The 20,938-nt window shown below is 59.0% G+C and carries 17 protein-coding genes and 1 tRNA gene; 8 read left to right on the forward strand and 10 right to left on the reverse strand.

The genetic code is table 11. The features are described 5' to 3' along the window. Positions 1 to 183: 183 nt before the first annotated feature. The 5 genes from E0504_RS20315 (at position 184) to E0504_RS54285 (ending at position 6,353) form a co-directional block, all read left to right on the forward strand. Positions 184 to 861, forward strand: coding sequence for an N-6 DNA methylase (locus E0504_RS20315; protein ID WP_131625722.1), 678 nt, complete (start codon positions 184 to 186; stop codon positions 859 to 861). Next, a complete protein-coding gene (locus E0504_RS20320) occupies positions 858 to 2,432 on the forward strand; it encodes an Eco57I restriction-modification methylase domain-containing protein (protein ID WP_131625540.1) in 1,575 nt (524 codons plus the stop codon). The genes E0504_RS20315 and E0504_RS20320 overlap by 4 nt, the downstream gene beginning before the upstream one ends. Beyond that, complete coding sequence (locus tag E0504_RS20325; RefSeq protein WP_131625541.1) at positions 2,429 to 4,975, forward strand: DEAD/DEAH box helicase family protein; 2,547 nt, start codon at positions 2,429 to 2,431, stop codon at positions 4,973 to 4,975. Before E0504_RS20320 ends, E0504_RS20325 begins: the two co-directional genes overlap by 4 nt. A 585-nt stretch (positions 4,976 to 5,560) precedes the next feature. Next, positions 5,561 to 5,875, forward strand: a complete 315-nt coding sequence (locus E0504_RS20330) for a hypothetical protein (RefSeq protein ID WP_131625542.1) — start codon at positions 5,561 to 5,563, stop codon at positions 5,873 to 5,875. Beyond that, positions 5,838 to 6,353, forward strand: coding sequence for an HNH endonuclease (locus E0504_RS54285; RefSeq protein ID WP_373693914.1), 516 nt, complete (start codon positions 5,838 to 5,840; stop codon positions 6,351 to 6,353). Before E0504_RS20330 ends, E0504_RS54285 begins: the two co-directional genes overlap by 38 nt. A 504-nt stretch (positions 6,354 to 6,857) precedes the next feature. On the opposite strand, the gene E0504_RS20335 is transcribed toward E0504_RS54285, so the two are convergent. The 3 genes from E0504_RS20335 to E0504_RS20345 form a co-directional block, all read right to left on the reverse strand. Next, entirely contained in the window at positions 6,858 to 8,219 is a 1,362-nt protein-coding gene (locus E0504_RS20335) for a reverse transcriptase family protein (RefSeq protein ID WP_131625543.1), read from the reverse strand. 476 nt (positions 8,220 to 8,695) lie between these two features. After that, positions 8,696 to 9,133 (reverse strand): uracil-DNA glycosylase, encoded by a 438-nt coding sequence (locus E0504_RS20340; RefSeq protein ID WP_207974536.1) that lies wholly within the window; start codon positions 9,131 to 9,133, stop codon positions 8,696 to 8,698. Positions 9,134 to 9,405: 272 nt separating this feature from the next. Beyond that, the gene (locus E0504_RS20345; RefSeq protein WP_131625544.1) at positions 9,406 to 11,124 is read right to left on the reverse strand and encodes a hypothetical protein; all 1,719 of its coding nucleotides are present in this window, start codon (positions 11,122 to 11,124) and stop codon (positions 9,406 to 9,408) included. A gap of 58 nt (positions 11,125 to 11,182) precedes the next feature. Between E0504_RS20345 and E0504_RS20350 the strand changes: the two genes are divergently transcribed. The 3 genes from E0504_RS20350 (at position 11,183) to E0504_RS50445 (ending at position 12,934) form a co-directional block, all read left to right on the forward strand. Continuing rightward, entirely contained in the window at positions 11,183 to 11,590 is a 408-nt protein-coding gene (locus E0504_RS20350) for a hypothetical protein (RefSeq protein ID WP_131625545.1), read from the forward strand. Positions 11,591 to 12,436: 846 nt separating this feature from the next. Next, a complete protein-coding gene (locus E0504_RS20355; RefSeq protein ID WP_131625546.1) occupies positions 12,437 to 12,787 on the forward strand; it encodes a hypothetical protein in 351 nt (116 codons plus the stop codon). 6 nt (positions 12,788 to 12,793) lie between these two features. Beyond that, a complete protein-coding gene (locus E0504_RS50445) occupies positions 12,794 to 12,934 on the forward strand; it encodes a hypothetical protein (RefSeq protein WP_165938565.1) in 141 nt (46 codons plus the stop codon). A 75-nt stretch (positions 12,935 to 13,009) separates the two neighbouring features. On the opposite strand, the gene E0504_RS20360 is transcribed toward E0504_RS50445, so the two are convergent. From E0504_RS20360 to E0504_RS20390, 7 genes are all read right to left on the reverse strand, one after another. Beyond that, positions 13,010 to 14,329, reverse strand: a complete 1,320-nt coding sequence (locus E0504_RS20360; RefSeq protein WP_131625547.1) for an amidohydrolase — start codon at positions 14,327 to 14,329, stop codon at positions 13,010 to 13,012. A 644-nt stretch (positions 14,330 to 14,973) separates the two neighbouring features. After that, positions 14,974 to 15,049, reverse strand: a tRNA-Lys gene (locus tag E0504_RS20365). A 99-nt stretch (positions 15,050 to 15,148) separates the two neighbouring features. Further along, positions 15,149 to 16,264, reverse strand: a complete 1,116-nt coding sequence (rodA, locus tag E0504_RS20370) for a rod shape-determining protein RodA (protein WP_131625548.1) — start codon at positions 16,262 to 16,264, stop codon at positions 15,149 to 15,151. Beyond that, positions 16,261 to 18,327 carry a penicillin-binding protein 2 gene (mrdA, locus tag E0504_RS20375; protein WP_131625549.1) on the reverse strand — a complete coding sequence of 689 codons (2,067 nt, stop codon included), beginning with the start codon at positions 18,325 to 18,327 and terminating at the stop codon, positions 16,261 to 16,263. Before mrdA ends, rodA begins: the two co-directional genes overlap by 4 nt. Continuing rightward, on the reverse strand, positions 18,324 to 18,881 hold the full coding sequence (locus tag E0504_RS20380; protein WP_207974537.1) for a rod shape-determining protein MreD: 558 nt from the start codon (positions 18,879 to 18,881) through the stop codon (positions 18,324 to 18,326). The genes mrdA and E0504_RS20380 overlap by 4 nt, the downstream gene beginning before the upstream one ends. After that, the gene (gene mreC, locus E0504_RS20385; RefSeq protein WP_131625550.1) at positions 18,878 to 19,774 is read right to left on the reverse strand and encodes a rod shape-determining protein MreC; all 897 of its coding nucleotides are present in this window, start codon (positions 19,772 to 19,774) and stop codon (positions 18,878 to 18,880) included. Before mreC ends, E0504_RS20380 begins: the two co-directional genes overlap by 4 nt. Before the next feature lie 14 nt (positions 19,775 to 19,788). Next, positions 19,789 to 20,832, reverse strand: coding sequence for a rod shape-determining protein (locus E0504_RS20390; RefSeq protein ID WP_131625551.1), 1,044 nt, complete (start codon positions 20,830 to 20,832; stop codon positions 19,789 to 19,791). Between the last annotated feature and the right edge of the window lie 106 nt (positions 20,833 to 20,938).

Below are 20,938 nucleotides of genomic sequence, written 5' to 3' on the forward strand. Positions count from 1 at the left end.
GCGGGACTTTCCATTGAACAGGTGTCGCAAGAATTTAACGTCCCTCCCGATACCGTTCGCGACTGGGAGGACGGGTTGGGTAGTCCGCCACCCGGCGTGATCGAGTCGTTAGATTCTATTAGAAAACTCAATACTGGTAACTCAAAAGCGCCACCGCCGCCGACCGAGAAGGGACAGACGTTTCTGGCCAGCCGGACATGCCCCAATGACGACGCTTCGCTAATTAAGTCAAAGAAACGAGTAGCCGATCATGGCGAGGTGTTTACCCCCGATTGGCTGGTCGAAAAAATGCTTGATCTGGTCCGGGGCGAGACTGAGCGAATTGATGCCCGCTTTCTAGAGCCTGCTTGCGGCAGCGGCAATTTCCTCGTGCCGATCCTCCGGCGAAAGCTGGCCGCGGTCGAATTGGTCTATGGGAAATCGACGTTTGAAAAGCGGCATTACTCGCTGGTAGCGCTGGCCTGCTGCTATGGGATTGAAGTGTTGGCGGACAATATCGCTGAGTGCCGCGCAAATATGCTCAGCGTATTCGCTGCCTTCCTTAAGCTGGCAGAGACGGATGAACTCTACTGCGCTGCCGCGCACGTGCTTTCGCTCAATTTAATTCATGGTGACGCAATGACGATGCGAGACGATCTGGGTGATCCAATCCTAGTTGTCGAATGGGGCTACCTGGGCAGGGGCAAGTTTCAGCGCCGCGATTTCAGGCTAGACAAGCTGACTGGCATGGCAGCCTTTCGCGAAGAGGGAACGCTTTTCGCGGCGTTGGGGCGGCATGAGATTTTCCAACCAACCCCGGACCGCTACGCGCCGATGACGGTACGCGATCTTGCTTCGCAAGCGGCAGAGCCGGTCGCATGACTGCACAGGCGAGCTTCACTCTGCGCGGACGCAATCCTGATGTGCTGACCTGCATCGCCAACCTGTCGAACGACGAGGTCTTTACTCCGCCGGAGCTGGCCAATCGAATGCTCGATACGGTGGCGGATGCCTGGTCGGCTGGAAATCGCAGGGCGAACATTTGGGCGGACAGCACTGTGCGCTTCCTCGATCCTTGCACAAAATCCGGAGTGTTTCTGCGCGAGATTGTAACGCGGCTCAACAAGGGGCTGGAAGTGCAAATCCCTGATCTGCAAGCGCGCATCGATCATATTCTGACGAAACAGGTCTTCGGAATCGGCATCACCCGTCTGACGGGTCTGCTTGCCCGCCGAAGCCTATATTGCTCGAAGCACGCGACCGGGGAGCATTCGATTGTAAAAGGATTCAATACCGAAGACGGCAACGTCTGGTTCGAACGTACTGAGCATTCGTGGGTGGGCGAAAAATGCAAATTTTGCGGTGCGCCTCAAGCCCTATTTAAAAGGGGCGGTGACCTTGAGACCCATGCCTATGCGTTGACCCACGGGGCCAATGTCAAGGAACGCATTTCGGCGCTGTTTGGAGGTAACATGCAGTTTGACGTGGTCATCGGAAATCCACCATACCAGCTAAACGTGGGCGTCGAAAAAGAAAATTACGCAGTCCCGCTCTACCAGCACTTCGTCCAGCAAGCAAAAAAACTTGAACCTCGTTTACTGTCGATGGTGGTTCCCTCTAGATGGTTTGCTGGTGGAAGGGGACTAGATGATTTTCGTGAGGAAATGCTCAACGATAAGCGTCTCACTTCTATAGTCGACTTTCCGAATGCCGCTGATTGTTTCCCAGGCGTCGATATTTCGGGCGGGGTTTGCTATTTTCTGTGGGACCGGGACCATCCCGGCAAGTGTACCATACAAACGATGCAGGGCCAGGAGGTTGTGTCTGAAATGACAAGGCCCTTGCTTGAGCCAGGCGAGTCAACTTTTGTTCGATTCAATGAAGCCATTCCTATTGTGCGGAAGGTTAAAGAGCTGAATGAGCCGAGTTTCTCGTCGCTTGTAAGTCCTCAAACTCCGTTCGGATTTTTGTCTTCCTTCAAGAACTATAAGGATAAGCCATTCGCTGGTTCTGTCAAAATTCATACGGTCGGGGGAGTCGGGTATGTTGATCGGAAGTTGGTAACAAAAAACTCTCAATGGCTAGACAAGCATAAACTCTACATTTCCAAGTCTTACGGCGAACGCGGAAGCTATCCGTATCTTTTTCTAGCGAAGCCCTTTTTGGGGGAAAAAGGTAGCTGTTGCACCCAAACCTATTTGATGATCGGGCCGTTCAAATCCGAATCTGAAGCCAAGAGCGTTCAAGCATATATAAGAACAAAGTTCTTTCGGTTCCTGATTATGCTCCGAAAGAACACGCAGGACGCGATGCGGGCAGCTTATTCCTTCGTTCCAATTCAAGATTGGAATGAGGATTGGACTGACGAGAAACTATTCAAGAAGTACAAGCTGTCAGCCGCAGAGCGGGAGTTTATTGATAAGATGGTTCGTCCTGTGGTGCCTGAGGCGTGATAAGGCCGACAATTGGGGAAATCCTCACTCCCAAGCCGGACGTTCAGCCCCGCATATACGCGTATACCATTGCCGACGCCGCACATGCAGGACTGCTCAAGATCGGCCAAACCACACGCGATGTGAAACGTCGGGTTGCCGAGCAGCTTAAAACTGCGGCGATCACAAATTACACTATCGAACTCGACGAAAGTGCCGCGCGGGACGATGGCTCGGTTATCACAGACCATGCCGTGCGCGATGCGCTACGCGCTAAGGGCTTCGCCAATCCCCAGCTTGAATGGATGCGCTGCACGATAGCCGACGTCCACACCGTGCTGACCGAGTTGCGCACTCGAAAGGCTTTCACGGGCACCCACCACGAGACCTTTCCGCCTCGTGATGAGCAGGCCGCGGCAATCGAGCAGACTTACGCATATTTTCAATCACGATGGGGCGAGGACCCCCAAGCAGTGCCGCGCTTCCTGTGGAACGCAAAGATGCGTTTTGGGAAGACCTTCACCAGCTATCAACTGGCGCGAAAGCTCAGTGCGAAGCGCGTGCTGGTCCTTACCTTCAAGCCCGCAGTGGAAGATGCTTGGCGCAGCGACCTCGAAAACCACGTTGATTTCGACGGCTGGCAGTATCTCTCTAAGTCCTCAGGTCGGGACCCGACGCAAATCGATAAGGCCAAGCCCGTTGTCTATTTCGGGTCATTCCAAGATGTGCTGGGCCGCGATTCAACGGGCAATATCAAGCCGCGCAACGAATGGCTTCACGCGATAAATTGGGATCTTGTGATTTTCGATGAATACCACTTTGGGGCATGGCGGGACACGGCAAAGGAATTGTTCGAAGGTGAAGACGCGGCTGTAGCCAAGGCGGAGACCAAGCTCGAATATGCGGGTGACCTCGAAACGGTCAACGAGGACCTGGGCGTCTTATCCGAAGCCGAGGCCGAGTTCCTACCGATCACTACGCGAGCCTATCTTTATCTCTCCGGCACGCCGTTCAAGGCCCTGGCGACCGGCGAGTTCATCGAAGAGCAGATTTTTAACTGGACTTATACTGACGAGCAACGTGCCAAATTGAGGTGGGAGGGCGCAGACCCGGCCACTCGAAACCCTTATGCCGCGCTGCCGCAAATGCGGCTGCTGACATATCAGATGCCAGACGAGCTTCTGGCGATTGCAAGCGCGGGCGAGTTCGATGAGTTTGACCTCAACGAATTTTTCACGGCGACAGGGACTGGCGTGCTCGCCTCGTTCAAACACACTGACGATGTGCAGAAGTGGCTGAGCATCATTCGGGGGGCCTATGCGCCCCAGACCGTCGAAGCTCTTAAAACCGGCTCGCGCCCCCCTTTCCCCTACTCAGACGCGCGGCTGCTACCTTATCTACAACATTCCCTTTGGTTCTTGCCGAACGTAGCTGCCTGTCGGGCCATGGCCAATCTCCTAGAGGAAAAGCAGAATGTCTTCTGGCACGACTACAAGGTTATCGTAGCGGCGGGAGCAGGGGCCGGGATCGGCTTGGAGGCTCTTCCGCCAGTGCGCGATGCGATCGGCGGGGGATTCAATAGCAAGACCATCACGTTGTCCTGTGGCAAGCTCACCACAGGCGTTACTGTGCCGCAGTGGTCATCGATCTTAATGCTTCGCAATCTTAAATCACCCGAGACTTACTTTCAGGCAGCTTTCCGCGTGCAATCGCCGTGGTCGATCAAGAACCCTGAAGGTGACGATCCTAATGCAGAGCAGGTGTTGAAACCGGTTTGCTTCGTCTTTGACTTCGCCCCGACCCGAGCTTTGCGGCAACTATCCGAGTATGGGATCGGCCTGTCGCCAGGCGAACCAAATCCGGAAAACGCCGTCCGCGACCTTGTCTCGTTCCTTCCGGTGCTTGCCTATGACGGCGCCAACATGACCCAGATCGATGCGGGCGGTATCTTGGACATTGCTATGGCTGGAACATCGGCGACGCTATTGGCGCGCAAATGGGAATCGGCACTCTTGGTCAATGTCGATAACGACACGCTTCGGCGTGTGCTCGACAACGACGAGGCCATGGCGGCGGTAGGTAGGATCGAAGGATGGCGCACTCTTGGCGACAACGTGATCGAAACGATCATCAACAAGAGCGAGAAAGTTAAGGACATCAAGAACAAGGGCAAGGACCGCCCTCTCTCAACCGCTGAGAAAAAAGAGCTAAGCGACGAGGAGAAGGAATACAAATCGAAGCGCAAGCTCGTCCAGGAAAAGCTGATCAAATTTGCGACGCGCATTCCTGCGTTTATGTATCTCACCGATTTCCGGGAAAACACCCTTCAAGACGTGATCACCAAACTTGAGCCGGACTTATTCCTCACCGTGACCGGCTTAACTGTCGATGATTTTCACCTGTTGGTGCGACTGAAGGTCTTCAACACAGAGCGCATGAACGCTGCGGTCTTCGCTTTCCGTCGCTACGAGAACGCGTCGCTCGCTTATACTGGGATCGATAGCCATGAGGGGCTAACTCAGCTTGGAGGCTACGATACTGTGATAGCCGTGGACGCCGTTTGAACGAAAGATTCCTAAGTAAGCCACCGGTCCTTGGGGGCCTTGCTGGTTTAAGATGCCCACCACTGACCGGGACAAGCCGTAGCCATCCGACAAAGGCGGAACGGAAATAAAATTCGTGCCGGGGGCCAGATTGGGGGCCATATTCGAGGCGCTCGAAATAATTACATTCTGTTTCAAGTAGTTACGGCGCAAACGTGAGTCCTGTAAGCGGCACCAGTCTTTCAGCAGGCAAATTCACGGGGTTGAGCGAACGGCCTTTCGGCTGGATCCTCGCTTGGGTCCTGTTTGGGGCGCACTGGGTAGGAAACTGCTTCCGGCCCGCGTCAGACCCAGTTGAAATGTGCTCAGCGGCTTCACTTAAATTGACCTTTGACCGCCAGCTTTCAGGTAAATCTGACCAGTCCCTCAAGGTGCGAGCTTGGGTGGTGAGCGGACATTCGGACGAGCCATTGCCGTCGGCAGATCTTTGGGTCGCTAGCCTATCGTCATCGTAGGGCCCGCCGAGATTGCGCGGTTGCTAGGGGCTCGTGCCGGGTCTACTTTCTGATCTGCGCGGGTGACCGTCCGCGATGGAGGGGAGTTGGCATGCGAATGATATTGATGCTGGCGGCGATTGCGCTGCCCGGGTGCACCGTCGTGAAGCACCAGATCACCGACCCGAACGTCGCTGCGCGGTTCGACAGCGCCAAGTCCGCTGACGAGGTTGCCCGGTGCGCAGCGGCGGCGCTGGCAGACTTCAAGCTCGAGCAGGCAGGGCCGGCGTGGTCGCTGACCCGGCGCGACGGCATCAAGACCGCAGTGAGGTGGGATTTCTTCCCGTCGAACGCCGGGTCGCAGGCCGAGCTGCGGAACGGGGCGACAGATGAAGGTGGGGTGTCGGTCGTGCGTGGGTGCCTGTGAGGTTGGAGCAGGCTATTCGACAGGGGTTTGGGAAATAACACCGGCTGAGGTTAAGACCGATCTGCTGGTTCGCAAGCAAGGCAAGGCTCGCCTCGCGGCGGCGGCCGCCTACCCACATGTGTGTTGCGTGGTCTGCGGGTTGGAACTGCGGGCGGTACTGACGGTGGCCCACCTCGATCACCAGCCGGGGAACAACGATCCCGACAACCTCGTCTTCTTGTGCCACACGCATCACTGGATGTTCGACGCCTGTCTCTACCCAGTGGAAGCGATCCGACTGCTGCGAGCCCATTGGCAAATGACCAAAGGAGTCCCGTCACACACGGCGAGGATGAAAGACGCCGGGGCGAGGGCGGCGGCGACCCGCAAGCGATCGGCAGGTGCGCGAAAGGCTTGGGCAACTCGCCGAACTACCGAGCCCGAGGCCCCCGGCAAATTGCCCATCAGCAGCGACGACGAGGACGATTCAGGCCTTTAAGTGCCAAAAGCCCCCCCCACCGAGGGCAATATCCAGTTTGGCGACCCGTAGGCGGCGCCAGCCTTTCAGCAGGGAAGTCCAGCAGGTTGAGCGGAAAGGCCGTTCGCCTGGGTCGGCCGCTTGGGTCCTTTTTGGGGCGGTTTGCCAATGAAATGCCCCGTGCCCACGTCAGACCCACCTAAGACAGGCCAGCCTCCTTTGCCCAGGGGTTATGGCCTTTGCCCGTCGGCTTTCAGGCGAACCTTCGAATGCCCTCAATATTCGAAGTTGGGTGGCAAGCGGACATCGCAGCAGTACGAACTGTCAGGAAGCAGGTTACTCATCCGGCAGTTGATCCGGAGAGCTTATTTTCCTAGGCGTGACACGAGGGACGGCTCCAAGCGATGCTGGTTCACCGGCCAGCGTACGAATGGTTCTCTTGGCCTTCGGCCTCTTGTGTTGGAGTCGTCCCCACCCACAGAGCATCTCCGAACTAATCGCGGAGGACCCGTGGATCGCCGATTATCACGCGCTGGCTATGCTCTTGCGAAGCTGAAGCATTTCGGGATCGTCAGGTCGAATGCTACGCCAAAAAGCAAGTCGCGATTGTATGTTAGGCAGCATTGCCTTTCGATCATGAACAATGAACACTCTGACCATTGCCTTAGTTGTCTTGCGAAACTTTTTCGTTGGTCGGATATGATCACCGGAGACATCCAGACCCGTGACGATCTTGCGATCGAATTTGCCTAACAGATGCGTCTTTCTCGTATTCTGAGTAAACCTTGCATTCCCAAGAGCATCTCCGACTATTTCGGACATTTGGTGGACTGCGAATTTGTTATCCGATGAAACAGCGATGTCATCCGCGTACCGTGTATATGAACATTTGTGTTTCTTTGCTTGGGACGATACTAGCTCATCGAAATCGCGCATATGAAGATTAGAGACATGAGGACTCGTTGGCGCCCCCTGTGGCAGTGTGCCATCGCATGAAAGCACCTTTGTCAGCGCTTCCAAATTCTTTTGAGACAGGTTCGGAATAAACCTTCGAAGCGTAGTCGTGATATCCTCGGTCGTTATAGATCCAAAGAATGACCTAATATCGGTCTTAAACATATAATGCTTATTATGATGCTGTCTCGCGTTCTGGATTATACTACACCCTCTGAAGAAAGCAGTGGCCTGTTTGTGAGGGGCCGCGACGTCGAGGATAGATGTCAGTATGCTCCTCTGGAGTTTTTTCAGCTGTTCAGATGGGCAGGCGAGAGCACGTATTTTTCTGGCAATCCTGACAGATCCCTCTGTGTAATAAAATTCTCTCAGGGCGAGTGCGGCAAACGTCTTAGGTTGCGTTGAGAGCTCTTCAGCGGCACGCTCTATCTGTTCCCATAATTGATGCCCTGGTCCCGCCGCTAACTTTGCATCTTCGCGGCGAGGAAGCAGTGCACAGTCACCGGGCGCGTCTGAACCTGTCTCCCCATTCACTCTTAGTCTTCGATCAACTAACTCACCGTCTTCGAAGCGAAGGAGAAGATCGCGTTCGTAAATACTCGCGAAGCCAATGTGCAAATATTCGATCTCATCACCTTGCGGGAGTTGTATTATACCGCTGAACCACCTAGCGAATACCCGTTCCTCGGAGCTCGGAAATACTGCCGCAAGATTTGCCTTTTCTCCGCTTTTTAACCGACCTTCCAGTTTTACGAGGTAGAGCCGTCGGCCAATAACCTCCCAGGTGCCAATATAACCTCTCCAGCAGGCGGTGCTTTGCATCTGGAACTCGGGACGGCCACTGCCGCTTCGAAGGAAATCGCTCAATGGCTCAGAGAACATTGGGTGTTCCCGGCCTTCGAAAACTAAACGCTCCGGAGTTTGTGCAGTCACCTCTTACCTCCCGTTGAGCAATCCCGGGCAAACGCGAGCCCCCTTTCGCCTGTAGAAATCCAGCTTGCGTACGCTATCCCGCTTGCAAATAAGCTGACTTTATGAGCGTCTGTTCGGTCTGAAACTTGGCTTTGCACGATAGCCTCGCGGTCAGAAAAAGCGAAACACGCGCCATCCCATAAGAGCCAACCCTGCGATTATCCAAACCCATCCGCCTCGCGCTGAAGCCTTTGTCGTATGCTCGGGCTCGACCCTAAATTGCATCACTGTCATCCAGCCTAAAAAGACTGTCACTAGGCCGATGATTAAGAGGGCGACGGAACCTAAATTTGATAGCATCGCAGCACCCCTGAGTTGCGACTTCAGCCCCACGACGCGGGGGTCAGCCCATATCCAAGCCCCCCGACGAAGTTTTGTCAAAGGGGCTAGCCTCTTGGCAAGCCGCCTGTTGCGGGTATGGCGCATATATCGTCCGCCTATAGCCAACCTGTCGCGAGCCGGCGGCGGGTCTCCTCCCAAGCGGCTTTCCAGATCATCGGTATGTCTGCCCGGACATGAGGGTTCCCCGCGCGAACCTGCCCCGAAGGGTGGGCTGAGTGGAACACCGCGTGGTCGCCCAACCTGCGGATAAGAGGCTCAGCCCGCGCGGCCCTCCTGCCGACAAGCACGATCGTCTGCAGCCGAGGCAGAACGGCGAGAAGCTCGGCGAGGTCTTCGACGCCAGTCCTCAACTCGGCCGAAGTGACCTTGATAGTGCCGTTCCAGCCGGGGATCACGTTCCAAACCACAGGCTGCCCCCGCTCCACGCCCGCCTCCCGGTAGAAGCGGAAGGACGCCTCAGCGGTGGGGTCGTCGTTGTCACGGCTGATGAAGCCCGAGCCCTGCCTCAGGCCCTTACCGGTCGGAACCGTCATCGGCCCCGGCTTCTCCAGTAGGAAGAGGATTGTTGCGTTAACGCCGCCGTCGGCAGGTTCGAAGTAGGGGTACTGGTTGTCGTCCCTCGCTCGGAACGCGTGGACAGTTCTGTCAGAGGCGCGACGTGGGGGTCGTTAATTGCTGCAATCCTTTGCGCCCGGACAGCAGGGTCACGCATGGTTCGCGGCTGGTCAGGAAGCGGAAGCATGACCATCAGATCGGGACGCAATTTGGGGTTTCGAACACAGAGTAGCGAGCCAGACGGATTGAACTAGCTCCTAGCCGGTAGCTGAAAAACGTTGGGAGAAGGGGTGTCAACTGGCGCGCGATTGTGGGCTGGGAAAGGGCCGCGTTGGGCAGCCTCCTGACCTGTAGAGGCGGTTTCTCGGGATGGGGCTACTATGGAGGAAACCCACCCGACCAGTCGCTTAAATGCTTTGGAATTGATGAGCGCTTCAGCCCCACGATAACCAGCTTCTGTAAGGTTCACCATGGACCGCACGACGCTAATGGCTGTGCTTTCGATCCCGGCGCCTAAAGCTGTGACAGCATTGCCGTTCGCTTTGTACGCTGCCCACGCGCTGCGGGCTCCGTGTAGGATGGCGACAATTCCGACGCCTCCGAAGCCGATCGAAAGTCCGTCCAGTACGGTATCGCCAAAATCAATAATTGCTCCGCCGAGGGCCAACTCAACCGCTTCCGACAACTCTGCATCGGAAACGCCGCCATTAATAACGCCCGTCAGAGGGGCAACCTCTGAGGTCGCAATGACAGGGATGTGGACGGCAACACTCTCTACGTAGGACACGCTGTCAGTGGCCTTGATCTGATAGGCCACTCCATCGATCACGATATCCGTGTCTGGGTGATTGAAATTGGCGAAGCGTTCACCGCCAAAACTGTCTTCAACCAATCTCTCGAAATAGGATCCTTTGGTCAGTGAGGCGAGGCCAACGAGCGACTCGGCAGGCATGGACAGACTTTCCTGCCAAATCTCGAAGTCGCTCAGATCAGCGAAGTTGCTGTTCACCTCTCGGAGCGCGTCGTAAACCTCTCCAGCTCGATCAAGGTCACTCGCCACAGAAACAGGGACGGAAACGGCCGCGGCCATCATGCCGACGCTCAGCGCATGCTGTGGGTCGTAAGTGTCCAGATGACTTCTCGGGATCGCATTTAAAGCAGCCTGCCGAGACTCTTCTAGGCGCTGGTCCACCAGGCGCTGCAATGCGGAGAAATCATTTTCGGTTGCGATTAGAGAGGGAGAAGCGCGCAGCCTCTCCAACGCCGTTTCCAGGGCGGCGATTTGCTTTTCGATTTCATTAATCGGCCCGCGATCTCGCGTCCATCTTCTCCACCACTTTAGCAGCTTCGTATCCAAGGCTTTCTCAAACTGTCGATCAGCTTCCGACACCAAGTGGCGAAGGCGCGGGATGGCCTCCTCTAGTTGCAAGCGAGCCTGCACTTCAGGCTGCGCCTCATGGCGACGCTGAAGGGAGGCTTTGACTAGCTGATCAGCATCTCGGCAGAGCCGTGTCACTCGGGCTTCGTGGTCGCGCCTACTTTCGGCGTCCAACAATGAGACGCGGCGAAGCATGATTTGCCCTAGTGAATCCTCTAGGACCGCCCGCAGTTGGATGCTGCCTTGCGTTCGCGCTTCTAGGTCGGTGATCGCCTTGTCTAATCCAATTGACGTTGGAAGGCGAAGTGCCCCCGCTAGCTCCTGCTCCACGTCCCGGAAGCAGACCGATTGGATAGTGGCGAAGCGCAAAAAGGCACTTGCACCGATCAGCGCCAGCCAGGCTAAAGCCAAATAGACATCAACATCTCGGCCGGTTTCGGGGGGACCACCCGTAAGTTTCATCCAAGAAACGAATAGCGCCGCTCCTGCGCACGCCCACACAGCAAGACGGGCCATTTTTTCCGTCGCTTTCAGGCGCTGACGAGTTGCATCGGTGCGCGAAAGTTTTGTCTCGCGTTCCGCAGCCATCATGCTCCCCTACTCTTTCAAGCAGGGTACCCTTAGAGCGAGCTGATCTGCAAGAGCGGCGTTGAGAGGAAGCTATGTTCTGCGGCGCGGCCGGCAAAAACGTCGGACGAAAGATAGCTATCGCCTGCGTCTGCATCGGACCGGTTCTCTGGGAAGCCACCACAGCAGCGATGTGAGTTACATTATTTGGCGTGGATGCGATCGCCTTGTCGTATTTGCGAAAAAACTCTTCGATGCTGAAATGCGGGTCGGAAGCAAGTTGGTTGAGACACCGTTCTCACAGTTCTCTGCAATACTCATCCTCAGCTTGTTTGAGACGAGCCTCATGGCGAAGCCTTTGAGTTGCCTCCTCTTCACTGATGCCCTGCCGCTCAAGGCTGCGGAGCCTGCCGAAAAGGGCTTTGAGATGCTCATTGCCGCCGCCCGTGAAGCCCCAAGCTCTTTTGGCTCCGGCGAATGCCCTATCTAGATAGACCTGCAGCTGATGACGCTCAAACAGGTCAGCCATCGATGCAGCGCGAATGGTGAGGAGCGTTGCCTCCTGAGACCTCGAGTAGCTGTGCCTTGCAGTCAGGCAGTTCGTTTGGACTACAACTGCCTCGAGGTCGCCTAGCGCGCGTAACAAGGTAGCGTGAGCGATGAGAACATCAGCTGGGACGTGGCCTTCGCAAGACTCCAACCATGACGAAGTCACCTTAAGTACCTGCCGTTCGGACCGGGCGTGCCGCTGCATAATCTCAAGTATGGTGCGCCTCTCGCTCTCCCGGGGCATCTCTCCAGCCGTTTGGCGCGTTACAAGCTCATGAAAGAGGAGCAGATCGTCTTCCGATATGAACCTCTGAAGGCCGTAAGTGGCTGCTGTTGTGCGCGCCTGGATCACTAGACGATCACGGGGCCTAAGCGCCTTCTTAATGGCGATATCGAGCAAGTTGCCACTGCAAGTTACGTAGCCAGAAGACAGACTCATCTTCCGAGGACGGCCAGAGTCCGTCACTGTAAGTACACCGCTACTTGGATCGCACTGGGTTATGCGAAAAAGCGCTTCCGGATCGTCCTTATAGAACTCGCAGCCTATCAGCGCAGACGCCAAGGTTGTGTCATTGGTTCGGATCATGAGGCGCGCAAGTTCTTCCCCGTCTCTTTCCTGTGGCTCCTGGGACATACCCCTTTGGCGACTCCCCTTAACCGCTCCCGCCTTACCTTACGCTCAGACACGGTCGCAGGCCATGTTCTACTGCGAGGCCCCGGCACGGGCGGCTGGCTACCGGCACGCTATGTGCGCTAAAGCTTATCGATCTCACACGCTTGGAGATGGATGGTGCCAGTCTCACTGCCGAAGGACGCAACACTCAACGACTTGAAACTGCCCAAGGCGGAAGCCGAGCGGTTTCTGCGTCGCACGTTGGGTGTGATGAGTAAGCTCAGGGAGCACGGCAACATCGTCCTGCGCATTGGCACCACGGGGACTGGTGTGGCGCCGAACTACAGGATCGAGATCAAGGACGGCGATCATATCGTCGCGATAGACGGAGCCAATCATCAGCCCTGGCCAGAAGGCTCGACCTTCGACGGAGCAGAAAATTGGAGCACCGCGACAATGACCTATGCGGATGTGCAGGGGGCCTTGGCTGCGGTAATGCCGGCTAAGCGCGACCCGCCGACCTGAGTTTAAATGATGATCACCGACTGGGAGCTCTGGGCCTGCGCCAACTCCTACGTCGCACGATTCCAGGAAGACGCCCCGGTGTTGGCGGCGATGCGATGCGACGAGCTGCTCGAACAAGGTGACACGGCGGCCGTCCGCACCTTCTAGGCGATCAGGGAGCGCATCCACAGGTTGCTTGAGAAGGCAGCCGGCGAAAAAATCCTCGACCGCATCGGGCCTCCCTTAGGCCTTCTTCAGCACCTGTAACGCAGCCGCAGTCATCGCCTCCGTGGCGGTCGCGATCGTCGGCTCGGGGTCTGGCGCCCAGAACGGGCTGTGCAGCGACGGAAGCTTGAGAGGATCGCCGCTTGCGGCCTCCCACTTTGCGTGAGGCACCCCGCCGACCCAGAAGATCAGGCTCTCGATCGACTCGTCCGCGAGGTGGAAGCGGCCGAAGTCTTCGCCACCCATCACAGGAGGCGTGGCCTTCACTCGCTCCGCACCGAACCGCTCATTCAGTAGAGCTGCAGTCTCGCTGGTGAACTTCGGCGTGTTGAAAGTGGCCGGAGTGCCTTCGCCTTCGCGCACAGTAACCACCGGCATACGATCCTCCGGCATTCCGGCCGCGATTGCCTCTCCGCGCACGATACGCTTGATCCCGTCCAGCAGGAGGCGCCGCGTTTCGTCGCTGTAGCTGCGCACTGTCAGCAGCAGCGTCGCTTCGTCTGAAATGATGTTGTGCTTGGCGCCGGAATGGAAGCTTCCGACCGTGACCACAGCAGGACTCTGCGGATCATTCTCGCGGCTGACCAGTGTCTGGAGCGTGCCGACGATGCGGCTTCCCAGAACGATCGGATCCTTAGTGGTGTGCGGGTAGGCACCATGGCCGCCGACCCCTTTGATCTCGATGTCCACGCTGTCAACGTTCGCTAGTGCGTAGCCGTTGGAGTAGCCGATCGTGCCGGCCGGAAGCCCCGCGCTGTCGTGGAAGGCGAGGGCATGAGTCGGCTTCGGAAAACGCGTGTATAGACCGTCGTCCAGCATCGCCTTGGCGCCTTCGCCGGTCTCCTCGCCGGGCTGAAGGATCATCACCAGGGTGCCGGACCATTGATCCTTCATCGCGACCAAGCGGCGCGCAGTTCCAACCCAAGCCGCCATGTGGGTGTCATGCCCACACGCGTGCATGGCTCCAGTTTCCACGCCGCTCGCGCTGGTGACCCAGACCTTGCTCGCATACGGAAGCGCCGTCTGCTCAACCACCGGCAGGCCATCCATGTCCGCGCGAAGCAGGACGACAGCGCCTGGTCCATTCTTCATCACCGCCACGACGCCGGTTTTTCCGACTCCGGTAGTGACGTCAAAGCCGAGCTTCTTCGCTTCGGCTGCCAGCTTTGCCGCGGTCTTCACTTCCTGCATGCTGAGCTCAGGTGAAGCATGAAGGTCGCGGTAGAGGGCCAGCAACGACGGCATGTCCTTTGACACCGCGTCGCGAAGCGGATCGGCGGCCGCGGGAGAGGCGACAAGCCCCAGGGCAGCCACTGCTGCCAGCAAGTTGCACTTCATCCCGCGATCCTCTTCCCTGTGGGTGTGTTTTAGTGCGGCAAGTGAAATCATGAGCTCGCTGTCCAGGTCAAGCCACTTGCGCCATCCGTCTGATCTGAGGGGTTGCACCTGGGCCACGCGCCGATGCCCACGATCAAAGCAAGGCGCCGATGCTAGCTGTTGTGCGCAGCTACGACCAATGCCTTGCGAGAAGAACCTGTCAGGGCACGTTCTTTGTCCAAGGTTAGTCCGCACTAGCGCAATCAGGCGCGTCATTGCTGAGTTTGTTTTTCGAACCTCTGCATTCTCTGAGAATCCGTCGAGCAAGTCTTCAACGTTAGCCATTGAAAAGCGACGATTTAGGTGCTGGCTGAATGCTTACGTCCGCTGCAACTGGCAGCTCATGCCTGTTTCAAATCGCTTTAGCTTAACCGCTCGGCATCGACCTGGCGTTTTTTTCCGGAGACCGTTCTGTCGTGGGAATCGCCCTTGGGTGGCGAAAACCAAAACACCCTAACAATGGCCCCAATCTAGGACCCCAAGATAGCTTACGAGGCCGCTCGCGAGGGCTGTGAAGTCGTGCGTGCGGGGTGCTTACCTGAGGAGCGTCCGCGGCGTAGACTAGCGTCTAGGATAACGTAACACTATGTTTTTACTAGTTTAAATGGTGGACGCTGTTGGGTTCGAACCAACGACCCGCTGATTAAGAGTCAGCTGCTCTACCAACTGAGCTAAGCGTCCATACCGTGTCAGGCCGTGCCGTTTCCGGCAGCCCCGAATCGCCGGGAGCGCCGCATATAGCGGCCCTCGCGCCGATGCCAAGGGGTGGGCTCGAAGTTTCTACGAAAGCGATCGGCGGCCGCTGCTGCGGTTCCACCGGTTGATCATCATCAGCGTGCCCAGCGCGATCATGTTGGTCATCATGGAACTGCCGCCATGGCTCATGAACGGAAGCGGGATGCCGACCACGGGCGCCAGGCCCATCACCATCGAAAGGTTGATCGCCACATAAAAGAAGACAGTGGCGACCATGCCTCCGGCGAGAAGACGGGAGAACCGATCGTCCGCCGCCAGCGCCACGCGCCAGCCCCAGCGCAGCACTAGGAAGAACACGCCGAGCACGAACAGCCCGCCGATCAAACCCCACTCCTCCGCCATCGTCGAAAACACGAAATCGGTGTGGGGCTCTGGAAGATAGTTGAGGTGGCTTTGCGACCCGTTGCCAAAACCCTTGCCGGTCAACCCGCCCGATCCGATCGCGATCTTCGACTGGGTGATGTGATACCCGGTGCCCAGGGGGTCGCTTTCCGGGTCGAGGAAGGTGAAGACGCGGTTGCGCTGGTAATCGTGCAGCAGGGTAAAAAACGCCAGCGGGGCGGTCACTGCCGCCGCCCCTCCGGCCATCAGGAACCAGCGCAGCGGCAGACCCGCCAGAAACATGACGACCACTCCGCCGAACGTGATCGCCAGGCCCGTGCCCAGGTCAGGCTGCAGCAACACCAGCAACACCGGCATGCCGATCAGCACGCAGGCCGGTACCAGCGAGCGCCACGTGGGCACCATGCCTGAGGGTAGATCGGCATAGAACCGCGCAAGAACCAGCACGATCGCGGGCTTCATCAGTTCTGACGGCTGCAGCACGATGATGCCGAGATCGATCCACCGCTGGCTGCCGCCGCCGGCAAAGCCAATGATTTCCACGGCCAGCAGCAGCAGCAGGATTACGCCGTATGCGGGATAGGCGACAAACCGCACAAAGTCCTTGCCGAACAGCGACATGACTGCCGCCATCGTCATGAACACCCCGAAACGGATCAGGTGCGACAGGGAAAAGGTCTGGAAGTTACCGGCGGCGGCCGAATCCAGCACCGCAGCCCCGAATAGCACCAGTAGGATCAGCGGGAGCAGCATTGCCCATGGCTGGCGTGCGATTGCGGATGGAACGATCGAACTCATCGCGGTTCGGGCTCGGTTCGAGCGGCGACGCCGTCGGGTTCGGGCGGCGGGGTCACGGCGCCGGTTTCCAGCGGTTGCGGCCGGGCGGCCCGGGCGCGCGCTTCTGCGTCAACGCGAGCGAAGACATCCTCGTCTCGCCGCGGCGCACGGCCCACGCCCTGACCGGCGGCTGCGGCATAGGCGTTATACTTGGCCTCCAGCCGCTGCTGCGCGGTGCCGCCCCATTGGGCCTCGAGCGCATGGAGCGCCTCCATGCCCTTGGTCGGATCGAACAGAAAAGTCATGACGTCGCGCGCAATGGGATAGGCCGCGCCCGATCCTCCGCCGTGTTCGATGACCACCGCGCCTGCATACCGGGGTTTGTCGAACGGCGCGAAGAAGATGAACAGCCCGTGGTCACGATGCTTCCAGAGGCCGCCTTTGCCGCTGGACACGTTCAACCCGACCACCTGCGCGGTGCCGGTCTTCCCCGCCAACAGAATGTTGTCGATCGGCAGTTTGGCGCGACCGGCCGTGCCGGGTCCGTTGACCACGTCGCTCATGGCCTTCTGAATTACCTCCACATGATCGCCGTGGAAGTTCATCGAAGCAGGGCGCGGTTGCTTCGGATCAAGGATCATTCGCGGCATCAGCTTGCTGCCGGTCGCCAGCCGCCCAGCCATAACCGCCAGCTGCAGGGGGCTCGCCAGCATATAGCCTTGTCCGATGGTGGCGTTCACGGTGTCGTAGGGTTGCCACGGCTGCTTGTACTTTTTGAGCTTCCACGCCGGGTCGGGCACGGTGCCGAAGAACTGGCTGGCCACCGGCAGCGGAAACTCCTGTCCCATGCCGCAGCGCCTGGCCATCGGCGCGATCACGTCCATCCCAAGCTTCTGTGCGAAGTGATAGAAATAGACATCGCACGACTGGTAGATCGCCTTGGCCATGTCGACCGTGCCGTGCCCGCGCCGCTGCCAGCAATGGAACACCCGGTTGCCGACCCGCAGGCCGCCGCTGCATCCGACGCTTGCGTTGGGATCGAGCCCGGCTTCGAGGAAGGCCATGGCGACCATCGGCTTGACAGTGGAGCCGGGGGGATACAGCCCCTTGAGAACCTTGTTGCGCAGCGGCACGCGCTCGTCCTGGCTGAGCATCGCATATTCGATGCGCCCGATGCCGTCGGAAAAGCTGTTGGGATCGAAGCTGGGCATCGACGCCATGCACAGCAGATCGCCCGACTGGCAGTCCATCACCACCACCGAGCCGGACTCCTGCCCGATGCGGCGGGCAGCATAGTCCTGCAGCGGTCCATCGATGGTCAGCTGGATCGGCTTGCCCTGGATATCTTCGCGCGTCTCCAGATCGCGCACGAGGCGTCCTGATGCGGTGACCTCGACCCGCCTTGCCCCCGGGATGCCGCGCAAGCGTTGCTCGAACTGCTTTTCTATCCCGTCCTTGCCGATCTTGTAGCCGGGGGTGATCAGGATCGGGTTGCGGTCCTTCTCGTACTCTTCGGCGCTGGCGGGGCCGACGTACCCGATCAGGTGACCGACGGCGGGACCGGTTGGGTAGGACCGTGAGAACCCGCGTTGCGGCACAACTCCCGGCAGGTCGGGCAGGCGCACGCTGACCGCGGCAAACTGTTCGTAATTCAGGCCGCTCGCCACCTCGATCGGCGCGAACCCGCGGGTCTCGGAAATCTTGTCGCGCAAGTCGCGCAGTTTGTCGGAATCCAGCCCCAGGAGCGGCGCCAGCGTCGCCAGCGTCGCGTTGGGATTGCGCATCCGTTCCGGAATGATGTCGACGCGGAAGTCGGCCTTGTTGGATGCCAACGGGGCGCCGTTGCGATCGAGGATCCATCCACGCCGTGGCGGTATCAGGGACAGATTGACGCGGTTGCTTTCCGCTTCCGTCTGATACTTCTCATTCTCGAAAATGGACAGGTACGCCAACCGGCTGGCCAGCAGCACGCCGAGGCCGCCCTGAACTGCGCCGATGACGAAACTGCGCCGCTCGAACGTGTGCGACAGCGTGGCGGGGCTGACGATGGGACGGGCGCGGCGGCGCCGACGGCGCAGCTTCACCCCAGGATCCTGACCCGCGTCAGGCGGAAGCGGTCGAGCGCGGCGACCGACCGCGAGATGAGCGGAATCAGCACCAGCGTGACGACAAGCTGCGGCACAAGCGCGAGCAGCGTCGTCCCGCTGATCGCCGCGCCCGATGCGAGCGCGGCCAAGAAGAGATATGCGATCACGATCACGCTCGCTGCGATCCAGTTTTGCACAAAGCCTCGCCAGGGGAAGCGGGTTTCCAGCAGCTCGATTCCGAGCATGGTCAGTGACCACAGCAATACCGCGCTGCCGAATGGCTGGCCGCTGAACAGATCGTCGAACATGCCCAGCGGGAAGCCCGCCCACACGGGAAACAGGCCGGGGCGAACGAGGCGCCAGGATAACAGGAGCACGAAGCCGAGCGGGGGGAGCAACGGCACGGCACTGGCGATCAGCAGCTGCGGAAGCAGGGATCCGATCATCACCGAAGTCCACGGCACGGCATAGGCGAGCGCGGGCGAGTGGGTGCGGTTGATCTTGCTGCCATACCGGTCGCGCCGCGCGCGGGGTGATAATTCGCTGATCATTCCGGCGGGGCCTTGTCGGGAGCAGACCACTGTGCTGCCGCTCTTACCGCGTTCGCCTGCCAGATTGGCTCCACCGCGACAAAGTCGGTCGCGGCCGGGTCGCTGATCACCGCGGCTATCCCGCCGTCGTTGGTCACCTCCTGCAGGATAGCGACCGCGATCCCGGGTCGGTAATAACCGCCGGCGCCGCTGGTGACGAACACATCGCCCTTCTTCAGCGGATTGATGCCAAGATTGATCAGCCGGATACGCAGGCGTCCGTCACCGCGACCTTCCGCAAATGCGACGACCTCGTCCCGCGACCGCCGCACCGGGATGACGCTTTCGCTATCGCCGAGAAGAAGCACGCGCGAACTGTCGGTGCCCACTTCCAGCACCCGCCCGACTACGCCGCGCGGGCTGCGCACGGGCATGCCGATCCCAACGCCCTGATTGCGGCCGGCACCCAGGTAGGCGAAACGGCGGGTGCTGGCGGCGCTGGAGCCGACCAGCCGAGTGATCGCGACCGGTTTGATCTCGCTTTCACTGAACCCGAGCAGCGTCTTGAGGCGCGCGTTCTCAGTGCGCACCGCCTGCGCTTCCTTGAGCCGGATGCGGGCAAGTTCGACTTCCTGCTTCAGCGCCGCGTTCTGGCTGCCGGCGGCGAGATACCCCGAGATGCTGTCGAACAGGCCCTGTCCCTCGGCGCGGCCTTTAGCAGCGACCTCGCCCGCCGGCGCGACGGTGTCGTTCGCCGCCGTGCGGAAACCATTGAACGAGCTCGGCCGCCACAGCGATATGCCGAGCAGCACCGCGCCAACGGCCGCGCCGATGGTGGCGAGGACGTAGCCAGTGAAAAGTCCAAATTGCGCCCTGCGCGAATGCCCGGAGCGCCGTTGGGAGGTCGGCGCCATGCTAATTCAGTTCCTCAGGCGGTCATCAACACGCCGCGATAGATCGGATCTTCCATCGCCCGGCCGGTGCCGATCGCGACGCAGCTGAGCGGATCCTCCGCGATCGAAACCGGCAGGCCGGTTTCTTCACGCAGGTGATCGTCGAGACCGCTGATCAGCGCCCCGCCGCCGGTGAGCACGATGCCCTGGTCGACGATATCGGCGGCGAGTTCAGGAGCGGTGTTTTCCAGCGCGATGCGCACGCCTTCAACGATGGCGCCAATCGGTTCGGCCAGCGCCTCGGCGATGTGGCCCTGGTTGATGGTGATTTCCTTGGGCACGCCGTTGACCAGATCGCGGCCCTTGATGGTGATGATCTCACCAATCCCGTCTTCGGGCGGGCGAGCGATGCCATAGTCCTTCTTGATCCGCTCGGCCGTGGCTTCACCGATCAGCAGATTGTGGTGTCGGCGGACGTAGGACACGATCGCCTCGTCCATCTTGTCGCCCCCGGTGCGGACGCTGGTGGTATAGGCAAGGCCACGCAAGCTCAGCACCGCGACCTCGGTGGTCCCGCCGCCGATGTCGACCACCATCGAGCCGACCGGTTCGGTCACCGGCATGTCGGCGCCGATCGCAGCGGCCATGGGTTCAAGGATCAGGTACACCTGGCTGGCGCCGGCGTTGGAGGCGGCATCGCGGATCGCGCGGCGTTCGACGCTGGTGGAGCCCGACGGCACGCAAATCACGATTTCAGGATAGCGCAGCAGGCTCTTCTTGCCGTGCACCTTGCGGATGAAGTGCTTGATCATCTCTTCCGCGATTTCAATGTCGGCGATGACCCCGTCACGCAGCGGGCGGATCGCTTCGATGCTGTCGGGCGTCTTGCCCATCATCATCTTCGCGTCTTCACCCACGGCCTTGACGCGCTTGATCCCGTTGAGCGTTTCGATCGCCACCACAGACGGCTCGTTGAGGATGATGCCCTGACCTTCGACATAGACCAGCGTGTTCGCGGTTCCGAGGTCGATCGCCATGTTCTGCGACCCGAACTTCAGGAGATTCGAAAAGAAGCCCATGTTGAGCGCGTTTCCATATACAATTCAGGCCTATGCCGCACAATGCTGCGGCAACTTTGACCCGGGGGTGACGGGGATGCCGGCGCCTTACCGAAAGGCGGTGGAA

The organism is Parafrankia sp. BMG5.11 (genome assembly GCF_004337455.1).